The sequence below is a fragment of the Actinomadura rubteroloni genome, from assembly GCF_002911665.1.
GTDB lineage: Bacteria > Actinomycetota > Actinomycetes > Streptosporangiales > Streptosporangiaceae > Spirillospora > Spirillospora rubteroloni.
This window is the reverse complement of the sequence record NZ_MTBP01000001.1, coordinates 452260-466715: the sequence shown is the minus strand read 5'-3', so window position 1 is coordinate 466715 and position 14456 is coordinate 452260. Positions and strand designations below refer to the sequence as shown.

Annotated in this window: 14 protein-coding genes; 7 read left to right on the top strand and 7 right to left on the bottom strand. The window is 68.5% G+C overall.

The genetic code is table 11. The annotated features are described in order from the left end of the window. The first annotated feature begins 211 nt into the window (after positions 1-211). On the top strand, positions 212-2494 hold the full coding sequence (locus tag BTM25_RS29030; RefSeq protein WP_168211971.1) for an NACHT domain-containing protein: 2283 nt from the start codon (positions 212-214) through the stop codon (positions 2492-2494). 840 nt (positions 2495-3334) lie between these two features. Here the strand turns inward: BTM25_RS29030 and BTM25_RS02085 are convergent. Further along, on the bottom strand, positions 3335-3757 hold the full coding sequence (locus BTM25_RS02085; protein ID WP_103561062.1) for a nuclear transport factor 2 family protein: 423 nt from the start codon (positions 3755-3757) through the stop codon (positions 3335-3337). Between the two features lie 72 nt (positions 3758-3829). Here BTM25_RS02085 and BTM25_RS02080 point away from each other — a divergent pair, with 72 nt between their 5' ends. After that, on the top strand, positions 3830-4726 hold the full coding sequence (locus tag BTM25_RS02080) for a LysR family transcriptional regulator (RefSeq protein ID WP_103561061.1): 897 nt from the start codon (positions 3830-3832) through the stop codon (positions 4724-4726). Positions 4727-5144: 418 nt separating this feature from the next. Beyond that, complete coding sequence (locus tag BTM25_RS29405; RefSeq protein WP_168211970.1) at positions 5145-5285, top strand: hypothetical protein; 141 nt, start codon at positions 5145-5147, stop codon at positions 5283-5285. Between the two features lie 4 nt (positions 5286-5289). Here the strand turns inward: BTM25_RS29405 and BTM25_RS02070 are convergent, their stop codons facing one another. Further along, on the bottom strand, positions 5290-6075 hold the full coding sequence (locus BTM25_RS02070; protein WP_103561059.1) for an alpha/beta fold hydrolase: 786 nt from the start codon (positions 6073-6075) through the stop codon (positions 5290-5292). Positions 6076-6189: 114 nt separating this feature from the next. Between BTM25_RS02070 and BTM25_RS02065 the strand changes: the two genes are divergently transcribed. Next, positions 6190-6666 carry a macro domain-containing protein gene (locus tag BTM25_RS02065; RefSeq protein WP_103561058.1) on the top strand — a complete coding sequence of 159 codons (477 nt, stop codon included), beginning with the start codon at positions 6190-6192 and terminating at the stop codon, positions 6664-6666. On the opposite strand, the gene BTM25_RS02060 is transcribed toward BTM25_RS02065, so the two are convergent. Next, positions 6663-7118, bottom strand: a complete 456-nt coding sequence (locus BTM25_RS02060) for a MarR family winged helix-turn-helix transcriptional regulator (RefSeq protein ID WP_168211969.1) — start codon at positions 7116-7118, stop codon at positions 6663-6665. The genes BTM25_RS02065 and BTM25_RS02060 overlap by 4 nt on opposite strands. A gap of 57 nt (positions 7119-7175) precedes the next feature. Between BTM25_RS02060 and BTM25_RS02055 the strand changes: the two genes are divergently transcribed. Together BTM25_RS02055 and BTM25_RS02050 are read left to right on the top strand one after the other, a co-directional pair. Beyond that, positions 7176-7571: a VOC family protein gene (locus BTM25_RS02055; protein WP_103561056.1), complete on the top strand. Its 396-nt coding sequence runs from the start codon at positions 7176-7178 to the stop codon at positions 7569-7571. A 63-nt stretch (positions 7572-7634) separates the two neighbouring features. Beyond that, on the top strand, positions 7635-8012 hold the full coding sequence (locus tag BTM25_RS02050) for a nuclear transport factor 2 family protein (protein WP_103561055.1): 378 nt from the start codon (positions 7635-7637) through the stop codon (positions 8010-8012). Between the two features lie 36 nt (positions 8013-8048). Here the strand turns inward: BTM25_RS02050 and BTM25_RS02045 are convergent, their stop codons facing one another. Beyond that, positions 8049-9521, bottom strand: coding sequence for an MFS transporter (locus BTM25_RS02045; RefSeq protein WP_205647939.1), 1473 nt, complete (start codon positions 9519-9521; stop codon positions 8049-8051). 104 nt (positions 9522-9625) lie between these two features. Between BTM25_RS02045 and BTM25_RS02040 the strand changes: the two genes are divergently transcribed. Further along, a complete protein-coding gene (locus tag BTM25_RS02040; RefSeq protein ID WP_103561054.1) occupies positions 9626-10462 on the top strand; it encodes a helix-turn-helix domain-containing protein in 837 nt (278 codons plus the stop codon). Here the strand turns inward: BTM25_RS02040 and BTM25_RS02035 are convergent. From BTM25_RS02035 to BTM25_RS02025, 3 genes are read right to left on the bottom strand one after another with little or no spacing between them, the layout of a single operon-like run. Next, a complete protein-coding gene (locus BTM25_RS02035; RefSeq protein WP_205647938.1) occupies positions 10459-10956 on the bottom strand; it encodes a DinB family protein in 498 nt (165 codons plus the stop codon). The genes BTM25_RS02040 and BTM25_RS02035 overlap by 4 nt on opposite strands. 5 nt (positions 10957-10961) lie before the next feature. Further along, positions 10962-12197 (bottom strand): glycosyltransferase, encoded by a 1236-nt coding sequence (locus BTM25_RS02030; protein WP_103561052.1) that lies wholly within the window; start codon positions 12195-12197, stop codon positions 10962-10964. A gap of 10 nt (positions 12198-12207) precedes the next feature. Next, positions 12208-14349, bottom strand: coding sequence for an MFS transporter (locus BTM25_RS02025; RefSeq protein WP_103562691.1), 2142 nt, complete (start codon positions 14347-14349; stop codon positions 12208-12210). Between the last annotated feature and the right edge of the window lie 107 nt (positions 14350-14456).

The following is a 14456-nucleotide window of genomic DNA, read 5'->3' as shown; positions in this document are numbered from 1 at the left end:
GGCGCACGTGCGGGGTGCACACCGAGCATGCGGCTTCTCCAGGCCGGTCCCGGCGCGCCTTGCCATGCTCCTTTTCAGGTTTGGTCTCGCGCCCCGCACCATGGAGGAACGCCGCAAAGTCGAAAATCTCCGAGATGCCTGCATGAAGCACGGTGGACAGCTATCATGGCCAACTACCTGTTTGACCTGTTATGAGAGCGGTTGGCCATCAATGCCACAGGACGAGTCTAGTTTTGAGTTTGAAGCGCGGGCTTTGAACATAGCTCGAGCTATTCACGACCCGGCCGGATTGCAAGGTCCGGTCTTCTACCAGGGCCGCGAAAGAGACGCTATTTTCGTCACTTCCGATGCTATACACGCATACGAGTTTACTACTCGCAGGGATGTCGAAAAAGCCAAGCACGATGCCCAAAAAACAAAAGATATGCTCACCGAGTTGCAACGCAAGCCGGAAAACGCATTTAAAAGCCTGACTGGCTGGTTTGTCACAAGAGAGGAGCCGACAGCCGATCAAAAGAAAGTGATTGCACAAATGCTGCGTGGCTCACAAGTAGTGATCCATCCGATTAGCGTGACTACCCTACTGGGGAGGCTCTGTAATTCGGAGGCATACCTTGCAGCACGCGGCAAGGCACCGTTCGGAAGTATTGCCTACTCAATTCGTCAAAATTTTCCGGACGTTAAAGTTCCAGTGCCATTTTTCGCTAAACAGGGCGGGCTTCTTCATGTGGGCGACGTCTCGGAGAGACTGGCGGCAGGGTCACGATTCTTGCTATCGGGAGAGTTCGGTATCGGCAAAAGTCATGCACTGAGAGAAATATATCTTAGCCTCCGAAAGGCACACCTTCGCAGTCATAAGCTAAAGAGATTTCCCTTGCACATTAATCTTCGGGATTGTGTGGGACTTAGGAGCCCTGCAGAAATAATACGACGCCATGCCGAGGAGATCGGGTTCCCGGAGGGGGATAAACTTATTTCTGCTTGGCGTGCTGGCTCATGCACCCTTTTGCTAGATGGATTTGACGAGGTAGTACCTCCTCGGTGGCTCGGCAGCGCGTCAGATCTAAAGGATTTCCGCTGGGAGGCACTAGCCCCCGTGCGACGACTGATCGAGGAAACTCCTACTAACTCGGGTGTAATCACTTGCGGACGATCCCACTATTTCTCTTCCGAAAAAGAGATGCTGGATGCGCTTGGATTTGGGCTAACCTGCAACCTCCTTACTTTGAACGATTTCGACAAGGAGCAGCTGCAAAAGTATCTCGATCTAGTAGGCGTTCAATGGTCCGTGCCTGACTGGATGCCGACGCGCCCCTTGCTTATCGGCTACCTAGTGTCAATGCAACTTTTTTCGGAAATAGATTCTACCCTAGGGAACCCGACTACAGCATGGCGAAAGCTGTTTAGCGCTGTTTGTGAGCGAGAATCGCGTATGTTTGTCGCAGTCCGCCCTCAGGTCATTCAACGTCTCGTTTCGCGCGTAGCAACAATTGCGCGCTCGAACGGTGATGAGACCGGACCTGTTGACGTTAGCATGCTTCGCACCGCATTCATTGATGTCAATGGACGAGAACCAGATGAAGAAGGTTCTCAAGTTCTTCTACGCCTTCCGGGGCTAGCAATCGCGGATGCTGAAACGAATTCGGCACTGGATGGAGAGAAGCGATACTTCGTCGACAAGTCTCTCGCTGAGACAGCATACGGGGAAGATCTAGCCCAGTATCTGATTAGTCCTTACGATAGCCACGCTCTTTCAAGAAGTGCATCATGGGTGCAGGCTGCAAGCGAACTAGGAATCGGAGTGGCTACTGCAGCCTGTGTTGATGCGGGAGTAACGGCTACTGGCGTAATTGCTGCAGCCAAACGACGACAGAACAACCATCAATACGATGCCGTACTTGCGGATGCGCTACGAGTCCACTTTGAACTGGGCCCTGGGAAAGGCAATACTAGAGAGCAATTTCTGATCGAGGGAGTGATTTTTCCTTTCCTCACCTTGTCTGGAGACGATCCCATACAGTCACGCACCACCTTCAGTGATTGTGTGATTGAGACTCTCGACGTTTCAGACGTAGATGCGGGTGAAAAAGTTCCCATCTTCCGAAACACTATCATTGGCTACCTCGAAGGTGCCTCTCGAATCCCAGATTGGCTAAACAAGAATCTCACCTCGTGTGAGATATACAATTTCTCTGCACCGAACCGCACGACTGCGGCGATCATGGAGCTGAAAATTTCCCCGGAACGACGCGTCGCTTTGGCGATACTTAAAAAGATCTACGCGCAGCCGGGCAGCGGGCGCAAAGAGGGGGCACTCTTCCGGGGTATGGATATGAGAAGTCGAGAACTCGTCCCAGACGTGATCGGAAAGCTCGTCTCGGGAGGATGGATATCCCCGGCTCCTGCGGGACGTGAGCACTTGTACGTTCAGGTCAAAGGCATTAGGGGGCGGGTAATGCGCGCACTGGACGACCCGGCGAGCTTTTATTTCTGATTATCGGGCGATAGAAAGACCTGTTGAGCATAGAAAGGGATATGTCGGCAGGCGTGTACGCATGGGCGATGTCTGGGTGCAGGTGTCTTATTTATGGGAAATAATGGTCAGCCATGTGAGCGTGGTGCCGGGGTTCGAGGCGATCGCCCTGGGGGCTTGCGGTCTGGAGAGTGGTTGGCGTGATCGCTGCCCCAGGGCTTCCGGATGCTCGGGCCATGGACGGCCTTGCGCTCCGGATTCCTTGCCCTTTGCGAGGCGTTGGGTGGAATCTTGCTAACGCGGTGCTAACAACGGGGTGGATCGGCGTGGACGAGGGCGGACACGTCGAAAGCTCCGGGGCTGGCCAGAGCACGGAGCGGGCGGCCGTGAACGAGCCCGATATTGCTGCGGTTCAGGAAGTTTGAGATTCGAATTTATCCGGGTGGAGAAAAAATTCCTGGTCGGCAGTATTAACTAAAGATTCTTGGTTTTCGGATAGGGCGAAAATGTTTTTGGCTCATTTTGTGCACCACCGCACTTATGGTTCGTAGGCATCGCTGTCAATTGCGAAGTTCTGGACGGACTACTGGACCGCCGGCGAAGATGGCTGCTATCGGCCGAGTTCCTCGCCGAGGCTGCCGCAGCGGTGACGGAATTGAGCTGGCTGGGCGGCGCCATTTGGGAAAGCCTGGGCCTGGCCAGGCTTGCCGCCGTCGAGCGCGCTTTCCGTGACATACGCGACTACCGAACCCTATTTTCGCTCAGACTGCGTTCGCTCGCGCCAACCTCTTGCGGCGGTTCACTTGGCCCCGTGCGGAGGCTTGGGTACCGGTTGTGAAGCGGGGATCGTGGGGCGGTTGTTCAAGGGAGCGATTTTTCGGTGGGGATCAGGGGCTCTAGGACTCGTTCTACTAGGGCGGTGTCGCAGTGTTCGATGACCTCGGTGATTTTGCCGTCCGCGATTCGGAAGATGAAGCAGTAGGTCTGGTCGTAGCGGTCGCCGTGCTTGGTGCTTGCGGTGGCGTGGGCCTGCACGACTACGCGGTCGCCGTCGGCCAGGATCAGGTCGGCTTCGTTGCGGTAGTCGGTGAACTGAGCCATCAGGGGGCGCAGGAGGCCGGAGAGTGCGACGGTTTTGGGTTCCCAGACTCCTGTCCAGGACCAGTTTCCTGGGAACACCCAGCGGAAGTCGTCGGACATCGCGTCGCTTAGCGCTCGGGGGTTGCCGCGTGCCATCTCGGCGAAGATGGCTCGGATCAGTTCTCTGTTCTCTTCGGTGCTCATGGCTGCCACGGTAGGGAGCAGGGCAGGTATGCGGCAAACGAATCTTTCGCATGTGTGGTATCTGTTTTGCGCATGAGTGAGTTCACTGTTGCCGGGCTGCGGGTGGTCCGTGAGGCGGTTCGTCTTGGCTCGTTCTCGTTGGCTGCCGACCGGCTCGGGTACACGCAGTCGGCGGTGTCCCGGCAGATCGCGTTGATGGAGCGGGCGGCGGGGCGGGCGTTGTTCGAGCGGCAGGCGCGTGGTGTGCGGCCTACCGCTGCCGGACGGGTTGTGGCTCGGCGTGCTGACGCTGTGCTCGCTGATCTGCATGCGGTTCGGCAGGAGCTGGACGGCCTTGGGTCGCGTGCGCCCGTCCGGCTGCGCGTCGGTGCGTTCGCCACGGCTACTGCGGCGTTGGTGCCGCGTGCGTTGGCTGCGCTGGGCGAACGTGAGCCGCAGATTCGGGTGTTGTTGCGGGAGGGGTTGAGTCCGAGCCTGCTGGCTGCGGTTGCGCGGGGGCGGTTGGATGCGGCCGTCGCGACCGGGCCGGTTCCTGAGGGTGTTGAGGTCGTGCATCTTGTGGATGATCCGCTGCTTGTCGCGGTCGCCGCCGGGCATCCGCTGGCGGGTGGGCCGGCTGTGCCGCCGGATGCGTTGCGGGCCGAACGGTGGGTTGCGGGTGCCGCCGATACGGGGTCGACTCTGCTCGGCACTTGGCCGGGGGAGTGGGACGTGGCGTTCGTGGCCCGCGACTGGACGGCCAAGCTCGGCCTGGTCGCCGCCGGGCTCGGTGTCACCGTCGTCCCGGGGCTGGCGGTGCCGATGCTGCCGTCTTCGGTGGCGGTGGTCGCGGTGGACGATCCGGCGGCGGTCCGTCCGACCGTCCTCGCACATCGTCCCGGCCACCCGTGCCCCGGCTTTGTCGCGGCGCTGCGGGAGGCCGTCGTCGGGCTGTCCGCCGAAGTGCGACGGCGGCTGGACGCTGGCTGAGCATGCCGCCGCGCACGTTCACGGGGCACGGTTCAGCGGTTCGGCGTTGCGGACGATGGCTGTGTGGATTGTCGTCTTTGTGGGCGTCTGTCAAAAAGACAACTGTGGCTGTATGGTCGATTGAGGGCGTTGGCCTTGGGGATCAGAGGCCGGCACTGCGGCGAAACCGGCGTGTTCGGTGTGCGCGGGTCCACGGGGAGGGATCGGCATGTCGGCACGACGCTTACAGCGGCTCGCGGATCGGGACGGCATCCGCGTCCACAGCGCCGAGCGGATTTTCGGGGCGCGTAGCGGGTGGTTGGTGCGGTTGACGCTTTCGGCTCGGAAGTTCGCGGAACTCGGGGCCTCCCCGGACGAGCCGCTGTGCATCGCAGAGTGGCCCTGCGTCGGAGCGCGGAGTCGGCCGGGCGCGGGGGACGTGTTGCTGGAGTGGTTCGCCACGCTCGTCGGCCGAGGTCCGGAGCGGGTGCCGCCCGAGGTGGGGACGGCGCTGAACGACGACCTCCGCTACCTGCTGGGCGACACCTACGGGGAGTACAAGCGCGCTTCCGGGTTCTAGTGGCTCACGAGAGGGTCATCAGGAAGGTTCTGACGGCGGCGGTGAAGGCTTCGGGGTCGGTGGCGTGGGCGAAGTGGTCGCCGTCCAGTTCGGCTACGCGCGTGTTGGGACGGCGGGCGACGATCTGACGGCCTTGCTCGGGCGTGATGACCTGGCTGTGGGAGGCCAGGACGAACAGGGCGGGGCAGGTGGTGGCCGTCCAGTCGGGCCAGTGGTCGCCGTGCGTTCCCTGTTCTGACGTGACGGTGTCCTGCGGGTGGAAGGGCAGGCGCCAGCCTCCGTCGGGCGTAGGACGCAGCTTGTCGCCGAGGACCGGGGCCAGCGGGCCGATGGCGTCCAAGAGCGCTTGGCGGTCGGGGGCGGTGTAGGGCATGGGCAGGACGAACGCGAGGGCGCTCGGGCCGTCGTCCAGGTCGCAGACCGGCCCCTCGACGTTGACGATCGCCGCGACGCGGCCGGGGTGGCGGGCGGCGATCTGGAACGCGGTGATGGCGCCGCCGGAGTGCCCTAGCGTCACGGCCTGCGAGATCCCCAGGTGGTCCAGGAGGGCTATCGCGTCGGCCACGTAGTCGTCGCGGGTGTAGGACGACGCCCGGTCGGAGTCGCCGTGGCCGCGCTGGTCAGGGGCGATGACGCGCCAGCCCGGCGCCAGCGCTCGCGCCAGGCCGGACCAGGCGTCCGCCTCGGAGAGGTGGCCGTGCAGGGCCAGCAGAGGACGGCCGGGGCCGCCGAAGTCCAGGTAGGAGAGCCGGCGGCCGTCGATGTGCAGCTCGCTGCGGGTGCCGTTCATGATCGTGACCTCCGTCGGGTGTCGATGAACTGCACTGTGGCGGCGTCCGCTGACCGTCCGCGCACCGGTCGCTGACCGGGCCGTTCTGTCGGTGGCGGCGGTTAGGTTCGGGACGTGGACGGGATCCGGTTCGTGCGCGGGGACGCTACGGCTCCGCAGGCCAAGGGCGTCAAGCTCATCGCGCACGTGTGCAACGACCGGGGCGGGTGGGGGAAGGGGTTCGTGCTCGCGGTGTCGGCTCGGTGGGCCGAGCCGGAGAAGGAGTACCGGGCCTGGTGGCGCGGACGGCCGGGAAGCGGGTTCCGGCTCGGCGCCGTGCAGTTCGTGCAGGTCGAGCGGCTGGTGTGGGTGGCGAACATGGTGGGGCAGCACGGGACGCGGACGGGGAGCAAAGGGCCGCCCGTCCGGTATGACGCGATTGATGAGTGCCTGGCGGCGGTCGGGTCCAAGGCGCTGGAGCTGGGCGCGAGCGTTCACGCGCCGCGCATCGGATGTGGTCTGGCGGGCGGGAAGTGGGAGCGCGTGGAGCCGCTCGTGCGGCAGAACCTCGTCGATCGGGGGGTGGCCGTCACGATCTATGACCACGACTAGGGCGTGATGCCCCGTTCGGCGTGGTGGGCGTGCAGGCGGTGGAGCATGGCCGTGAACTGGGCGCGTTCGTCGGGGGACAGCGGCGCCAGGAGCGTTTCGTCCAGGTCGGCGGCCTGGGCGGTGGCGTGGTCGAGTTCGGCGCGTCCGCGTGCGGTCAGCGTGATCAGGTAGCGGCGGCGGTCGGTGGGGTCGCGGTCGCGGCCGATCAGGCCGGCTTCGAGTAGGCGTGCCATGACGTCCACGAGGTCGCTCGGGTCGATGGCGAAGCGGCGGGCCAGGGCGCGTTGCGACGCGGGCGGCGAGTCGTCCAAGGCCGTCAGGACGGCCAGGTCCCAGAGCGTGAGGCCGCGTTCGCGGAGCATCGCGGCCATGCGGGCGCGTCCCGTGCGACCCACGCGGGCGAGGACGTACGTCGAGATGCCGAGCAGGCGGGGCGGCACGGTGTCGCTCATGGGGTCTATCGTAGGGCTTGACCAATCGTTGGACATGACCTACGGAAGGACGGGCCCATGGACGCGCTCTATCCGCGCCTGCTCGTTGACGACTTCGCCACGTCCGCTCGGTTCTATGAGGAGGCGCTGCGGGAGCTGCTGGGCATCGAGCCGGTGAAGGTCGTCCCGCAGGCCCGGTACGCGAACTGGGACCTGGACGGCCAGGCCGTGCTGTCGCTGTTCGGTCGCGCGGCCATCGCCGAGATCACCGGGGAGACCGGGCGGCCCGCGGGACAGGACCGGGGCATGCTCGTCTTCCGCGTGGACGACGTGGACACGGCCGCCGAACGGCTCATCGCGCTCGGCGCGCGGAGTGTGGCCGCGCCGCAGGACCGTCCGGCCTGGGGGGCGACGCTCCGGGCCGCGCACCTGCGCGACCCGGAGGGCAACCTGATCGAGCTTCAGTCGTACTAGCGGCTGTGACCGGAAGGCCGCTCGTGGGAGGAGCGCACGCGAAGCGGCTGGTATTAGTGGGGCATGCAGGAAGAGGCCGCACGCTCCGCGATCGACACCTTCATCTCCGCGTTCAACGCCTCGGACGACAGCGATGTGACCGCCCTGCTCTCCCAGGCGCTGACGTCGGACGTGGTCTTCTGGGGGCCGTTGGGCCGCAGCGAGGGAATCGGGGCGGTCGGGCGGTTCGTGCTGGACATCCGCCACCACCCGGCGGGGGCCGGCACGATGGTGCGCAGCTCAGCGGTCGACATGCCCGACGAATGGGCCCGGTACCGGTGGGTCTTCACCACTCCCGACGGAGGCCCCCGCCTGGCGGGAACGGATGTCGTCCATCTGCGACGGAGCCTCATCGACCAGGTCATCGTCTTCGCGGGGGAGATCGAGCCGCTCACCTCCTGAGCCGTCGTCCTGTTCGCCGACCCCGGTGAACGAGCACTAGCGGGGTGTGAGCGCCCGGTAGGTGAGGACGCCGCCGATCGTGGACAGCACCGCCAGGACGAGCCCGACGGTGTGGAAGGCGCTGGTGAAGCCCGCAGACAAAGCGGCCTGATGGGCGGCGGCGACCTGGCCCTGGACGGCCTCGCCGGCGATCCGCGTCGCGACGTCCGCCGGGACGCCGTTCAGCCGCGCGGCCGTCAGCGTCGTGAGCAGCGCCGCCGCCCCGGCGACGGCCACCGACTCGCCGGTGATCCGCATCGTGTTGAAGATGCCCGCCGCCGCCCCGGCGTTCTCGACCGGGACGGTGCTGACGGCCGCGTTGTCCATCACGCCGAACGCCAGGCCCACCCCCGCGCCGAACGGCAGCAGCGGCAACGCCAGAGCCCACCACGAACCGCCGCTGTGCAGCGTCGTCAGCAGCAGCGCGCCGAGGACGATCAGCGCGGACGCCCCGGTCAGCACCGCCCGCACGGACGTCCGCGCCGCGAGCCGGCTCGCCGCGAGCGGCAGCAGCAGCACCGGGGCGGTCATCGGCAGCAGGAGCAGGCCGCTCGCCGAGGTCGTCCGGCCGCCGACGCCCTGGAGGTAGGCGGGCAGGTAGACGAGCATGATCACGAACCCGAGCGTCACTGTGAACGGCTGGCACACCACCGCGACGAACTCGGGACGCCGGAACAGCCGGACGTCGAACATCGCCCGTCCGGCCAGCCGCGTCTCGACCACGGCGAACAGCGCGACCAGCGCGACGGCGGCGACGAGCGGCAGCAGCGTGCTCCAAGCGCCCCAGCCCGCCGACCCCGCCTGGACGAACGCGAACGACAGGCACGCCAGCCCGGCGGTGAACGTGACGAGCCCGGCGACGTCCACGGCGGGCGGCGCGGGGTTGCGCGACTCGGGAGCCCGCGTCGCGCACAGCCACGCGGGCACCGACATGGCCGCGACCAGCAGGAACACCGAACGCCAGCCCGCCGCGTCGACCAGCGCCCCGGCGACGAGCGGGCCGATCGCGAGGCCCGTCCCGAACGCGGTGCCGAGGAGGCCGAAGGCGAGCTGGCGGCGCCGTCCGGACGTCGAGTGCGCCAGCACGGCCGCGCCCGAGGCGAGGACGGCCGCCGCACCGGCGCCCTGGACCGTCCGGGCCACATCGACCAGGGCCATCGACGGCGCCAGCGCGATCAGCAGCGACAGCGCGCCGACCAGCACGATGCCGGTGAGCAGCACCCGGCGGCGGCCGAGCCGGTCGGCGAGGCTCCCGGCGGCGAGCGGCAGCGCGGCGAACGTGATGTTGAAGGCGTTCAGCATCCACTGCGCGCCGCCGACCGAGGATCCGAGGTGCGCCGCCATGCTCGGCAGCGCCACGGCCGCCCCGGTCACCGAGAACGGCAGCATCATGCTGGCGGACGCGACCGCGACGACCGTCGGCCAGTAGCCCCGCTGGGCGCGGGACGTGTCGAGAGTAAGAGTGGACATGCCGCCGATCGTCCGCGCGGGGCCGCCGCCGCAGGAAGAGAGCGCCGTTCCCTGGGTACGGCAGGACCACCCTCACCCGGACGGACTCGCGCATACTGGACGGCATGGCCGACCTGATCGTCACCAGCCTCGGCGACTACCTCCGCGTCCGGCGGGCCTCGGTGTCCCCGGCGGACGTGGGCCTGCCCGCGACCGGCCGCCGCCGCGTCCCGGGCCTGCGCCGCGAGGAGGTCGCCGAGCTGGTCGGGCTCAGCACCGACTACTACGTGCGGCTGGAGCAGGGACGCGCGGACCGTCCGTCCGCCGAGGTCCTGGACGCGCTCAGCCGGGCGCTGCGCCTCAACTCCGCCGAGCACGCCCACCTGCACGACCTGGCGCGGCTGACCCGGCGCGCCGGGACGCCGGCCGTCCGACGCGACGTGCTGCGGCCCGCGCTGCGGCAGCTCGTCGCGGCCGTCCCCGGCGCCCCGGCCGTGATCATGAACGACCGCAACGACGTCCTGGCCTGGAACCGCCTGGCGGCGGCGCTGCTCGCCGACTTCCCGAACCTCCCGCCGCGCGAGCGGAACATGGCCCGGCGCATCTTCCTGGACGCCGCCGCGCGCGACGTCCACCCCGACTGGGACGAGGCCGCGCGCAACACCGTCGGCATCCTGCGCATGGCCGCCGGGCGCCGTCCGCACGACCCGGATCTCGTGCGTCTCGTCGGCGAGCTGTCCCTGGGCAGCGAGACGTTCCGCAAGCTGTGGGCGAGCCACCACGTGTGCGAGAAATCGCACGGGCCGAAGCGGTTCCGGCATCCGGCCGTCGGGGAGGTCGCGCTGAACTACGAGACGTTCCGGGTGCCCGGCGCGGAGCACCACCTGCTCGTGATCTACACGGCGCCGCCGGGGAGCCCGGCCGAGGAGGCGCTGAACTTCCTCGTGAGCTTCGCCGGCTAGCGGCCGGTGGCGCCGTCGAGCCGTTCGCGCAGGATGTCGGCGTGGCCCGCGTGCCGGGCCGTCTCCTCGATCATGTGGACGAGAATCCACCGCAAAGACGGGCCGGGCTTCGAGCGCCGTGCCCGGACGCCCGGCGCCGCCAGGTCGTCGCACGCCGCCGCGATCGCGTTGCAGCGCGCCGTGGCCTCGCGGTAGGCGGCGCGGACGCTCTCGATCGTGTCGCCCGCGTCCGGCGTGAAGCTCAGGCTGGCGGGCGTGATGTCCTCGCCCGCGTACCCCCAGACGAACCAGTTCAGCTCGGCGCCGGTCAGGTGCCGGACGAGCCCGAGCAGGTTCGTCCCCGACGCGACGCCCGGCGTGCGCGCCTCCTCCTCCGACAGGCCGTCGAGCTTGGCGGCGACGGCCTCCCGCAGGTAGTCGAGGAAGGCGAGCAGCGTCGTCTTCTCGTCGGGACCGCCGGGCGGCGGGCCGACGTCTCCGCGTGGCTTGGTCACGTCCGTCACGATACGGCGTCCAGGACGGCGAGGGCGCGGGCGACGCCGTCCTCCGCGCGCAGCCGGGTCCCGAGCGCTTCGGCGCGCTCGCCGATCGACGCGTCGGTCGTCGCGCGGCGCAGGCGCGCGGCCAGGCCCGGGACGGTCAGCGCGCGGAACGGCAGCGGGTCCGGCCCCGCGCCGAGCGCCGCCACCCGCTCGCCCCAGTACGGCTGGTCGCCGAAGAACGGGCACACGATCGTCGGGACGCCCGCGCGCAGGCCCGCCGCCGTCGTCCCCGCCCCGCCGTGGTGGACGACCGCCGCCGTGCGCGGGAACAGCCACGCGTGCGGGACGTCCCGGACGGCGAGCACATCGTCGTCCGACGTCGCCGGATCGCCCTGCACGATGCCGCGCAGCCCCGCGACCCGCAGCGCCGTCCGGACGGTCAGGTCCGTCAGCTCCGGGTCCTTGGCGACCATGCTGCCGAACCCCGCGTAGACCGGCGGCGGCCCGGCGGCGAGGAACGCGGCGAGGTCGGCGGGCGGTTCGTAGGCGGGCTCGTCCAGGAACCAGTAGCCGGTGAGGTGGACGTTCGCGGGCCAGTCCGCCGGACGCGGCACCACCGCGTCGCTGAAGCACGCGAGGACGGGCCGCGCGTCGTCGCGGGCCATGCCGCGCAGCGGGAGCGGCGCGAGGCCGAGCGCGTCGCGGCGCCACGGGTTGATGAACGGGCGGGAGAGCTGCCAGGCGATCTGGTCGACGGCGGCGAAGCTCGCCCGGTTCGCCCACGGCCCGAGCCGTCCCGCCTGCGGGACGAACGGATGCGGGAACGCGCCCGTCGCCCGGCTCGGCTGGAAGTGGATCAGCGCCCACGGGATGCCGAGATGCTCGCCGAGGTTCGCCGGGAGCATGCCGAGCGTCGGCCCGAGCAGCAGATCGGCGCCCTTGCACGCGTCACGGCACTCGGTGAGCAGTCGTTCGGCGAGCGGGCCGAGGATGCGGCGGAACCCGCCGAGGAAGCGGATCGGGTTGCGTCCGCCCGCCAGCAGCTCCTGCCCCGCGTCGGAGTCCAGGATCTCGGTGGGGTCGGCGGTGAGCGGCGCCAGCTCCAGCCCGGCCGCGTGCGCGAGCGGCGCGTACCGGGCGCTCGCGACGAGCCGGACCGTGTCGCCGCGCGCCCGCAGCGCCCGGCCGAGCGCCGCGCACGGCTGGATGTCGCCCCGCGACCCGGCGGCGAAGATCACGATGGTGCGGCTCACGGGGCTCCTCTCACCGGGCTTCCGGACGGTCCGGCGCGTCCTCGGGAGTGTAGGGCGCGTAATAACCCTCCGGCGGGGGCGGCGGCCACGGCCGGTCGTCGTCCGGCTCGGGCCGCGCCGGCCGCGCGCCCCGGGGCGGCTCGACCTGCCACCACCACGGCAGATGCCCCCCGGTCGGCGGGACGGACGCGAGCGGATCCCCGTCCGCCGGACCCCGACTCGACACGCGCAACGACTCAGGCTGCTCGCCCCGCCCCGGATCCGCGGGATTAAGGGACGCCCCCCGCGCCCGCTCGCCCAGTTCGCGCGGACGCTCGTCCGCAGGCACGCCCTGCGGCTGGTCGCTCGGCCGCGCGGCGGGCGCGGGCACTTCGCGGGGGCGGTCGCGGCGCGGGGCGGGGGTCGCACCCGGGCGGTCGTCCGGTCGCCTGGGTGCGGGGGTTCCGCGGGGGTGGTCGTTCACGGGTGCGCTGTGCGGCTGGTCGCTCAGCCGCGCGGCGGGCGCGTGCGGGCGGTCGCCGGACGGTGCGGGTGTGGTCTCCGGGAGGGCGAGGGGCGCGGAGGTCTCGTGCGGGAGGTCCGCCGCCCACACGGCGGGCGCGGGGGTCTCGGGCAGGGGGTCGTAGGAGCGGGTGGCCAGGAGCGGGGTCGTGGCGTGGGCGCCCACCAGCTCGGCGGGTTCCAGGGCGGGGAGGGGCTGGACGCTCGGCGCGGGGGTCAGGACGGGCTCGGCGGTGGGCGCGGACGAGCGGCGCCGGCCGTGCTTGGGGCCCATCCAGCCGCGCTTGGACGGCAGCGTCACCCCGCTGATCATGCCGCCGAACAGGACCAGGACGGCGCCGAGGATCAGGCCGGACGCCATGCCGTCGCGGAAGGAGTTCAGCGACGCGGTGCTGGCGTGGTCGGCGGGGATGTCGTGGATGAGGAGGCCGAGGATCGCGATGCCGAACGCGCCCGACATCTCGCGGATGACGTTGAGGATGCCGCTGGCGACGCCGGCCTGGTCCTCCGGCACGGCCTTGAGCACGTACATCACGAGCGGCATGCACATCGCGGACCCGAAGCCGGTGATGAGGACGCCCGGCATGAGGTCGGCGAAGCCGTAGTCCCGGTGGATCATCGAGAAGAGGATCATGCCGCCGGCCATCAGCGTCATGCCGCCGCCGATCGCGATGCGCGGCCCGAGCTTGGCCGCGATCCAGAACGAGATCGGCGTCGTGATCATGACGACGATCGCGGACGGCAGCATGACGAGCCCGGCCTTCGGCGGTGAGAAGCCGAGGTAGCGCTGCAGGAACGTGGCCGCGTAGAAGATCATCCCGTTGAAGCCGATGCCCCAGAGCATCTGGGACAGCAGCCCGCCGACGAACACCCGGTTCCGGAAGAACCGCATGTTGATCATCGGGTCGGGCGCCCAGCGCTCCACGACGACGAAGCACGCGAACGCGATCGCGGCGAGGGCGAACACGCCGAGGACGGCCGGGTCGCCCCAGCCCTGGTGGCGTCCGGTCTCCAGGCCGTAGACGAGCGCGAACAGCATCGTCGCGGAGATCAGCACGCCGGGCAGGTCGACGCGGGCGGTGCGGTTCTCGCCCTTGCCGGTCAGGACGAAGAGCCCCAGCAGGATGACGAGGATCCCCGGCACGATGTTGATGAGGAAGATCCAGCCCCACGCCCAGCTCTGGACGATGAACCCGCCGATCGTCGGCCCGAGCGCCGTCGCGCCCCCGGCCGCACCGACCCAGGCGATGGTGCCGAGGGAGCGCTGCTTGTCTGTCCGGCCCACGGTGATCATGACCTGGGTGGCGGGCAGCGCGAGCGCGGCGCCCGCGCCCTGGACGATCCGGCCGAGGATCAGCACGGTGTCCGCCCCGGCGAGGCCGCAGACGGCGGACGCCCCGGTGAAGATCGCCATTCCGCTGACGAACGCGGTGCGGCAGCCGTAGATGTCGGTGATCCGCCCGCCCGCGATCATGAGGCAGGAGAACATGAGGATGTAGCCGGTCGCGACCCAGTCGAGCGCGGTCTTGTCCATGCCGAGATCGCGCTGGATGCTCGGCAGCGCATTGGCGACCACGGTGTTGTCCATCGTGATCATGAAAGCGGAGACGGCGACGACCGCCAGCGCCCATCGGTATCGGCCCCGGGTCACGTTGATCACGCGGCGACAGGCCCCGCCGCCTGCGGGGGGATCGTCCGCTTCCCCCTAGTTCCGTCGCTGGGTATTGTTCAGGTACATCGACATCTCGGTGCACACCG

Coding starts and splice junctions, on each gene's coding strand:
- BTM25_RS29030 (WP_168211971.1), top strand. CDS start 212: ATGCCACAGGACGAGTCTAGTTTTGAGTTTGAAGCGCGGGCTTTGAAC.
- BTM25_RS02085 (WP_103561062.1), bottom strand. CDS start 3,757: ATGAGCACCGAAGAGAACAGAGAACTGATCCGAGCCATCTTCGCCGAG.
- BTM25_RS02080 (WP_103561061.1), top strand. CDS start 3,830: ATGAGTGAGTTCACTGTTGCCGGGCTGCGGGTGGTCCGTGAGGCGGTT.
- BTM25_RS02070 (WP_103561059.1), bottom strand. CDS start 6,075: ATGAACGGCACCCGCAGCGAGCTGCACATCGACGGCCGCCGGCTCTCC.
- BTM25_RS02060 (WP_168211969.1), bottom strand. CDS start 7,118: ATGAGCGACACCGTGCCGCCCCGCCTGCTCGGCATCTCGACGTACGTC.
- BTM25_RS02055 (WP_103561056.1), top strand. CDS start 7,176: ATGGACGCGCTCTATCCGCGCCTGCTCGTTGACGACTTCGCCACGTCC.
- BTM25_RS02050 (WP_103561055.1), top strand. CDS start 7,635: ATGCAGGAAGAGGCCGCACGCTCCGCGATCGACACCTTCATCTCCGCG.
- BTM25_RS02045 (WP_205647939.1), bottom strand. CDS start 9,521: ATGTCCACTCTTACTCTCGACACGTCCCGCGCCCAGCGGGGCTACTGG.
- BTM25_RS02040 (WP_103561054.1), top strand. CDS start 9,626: ATGGCCGACCTGATCGTCACCAGCCTCGGCGACTACCTCCGCGTCCGG.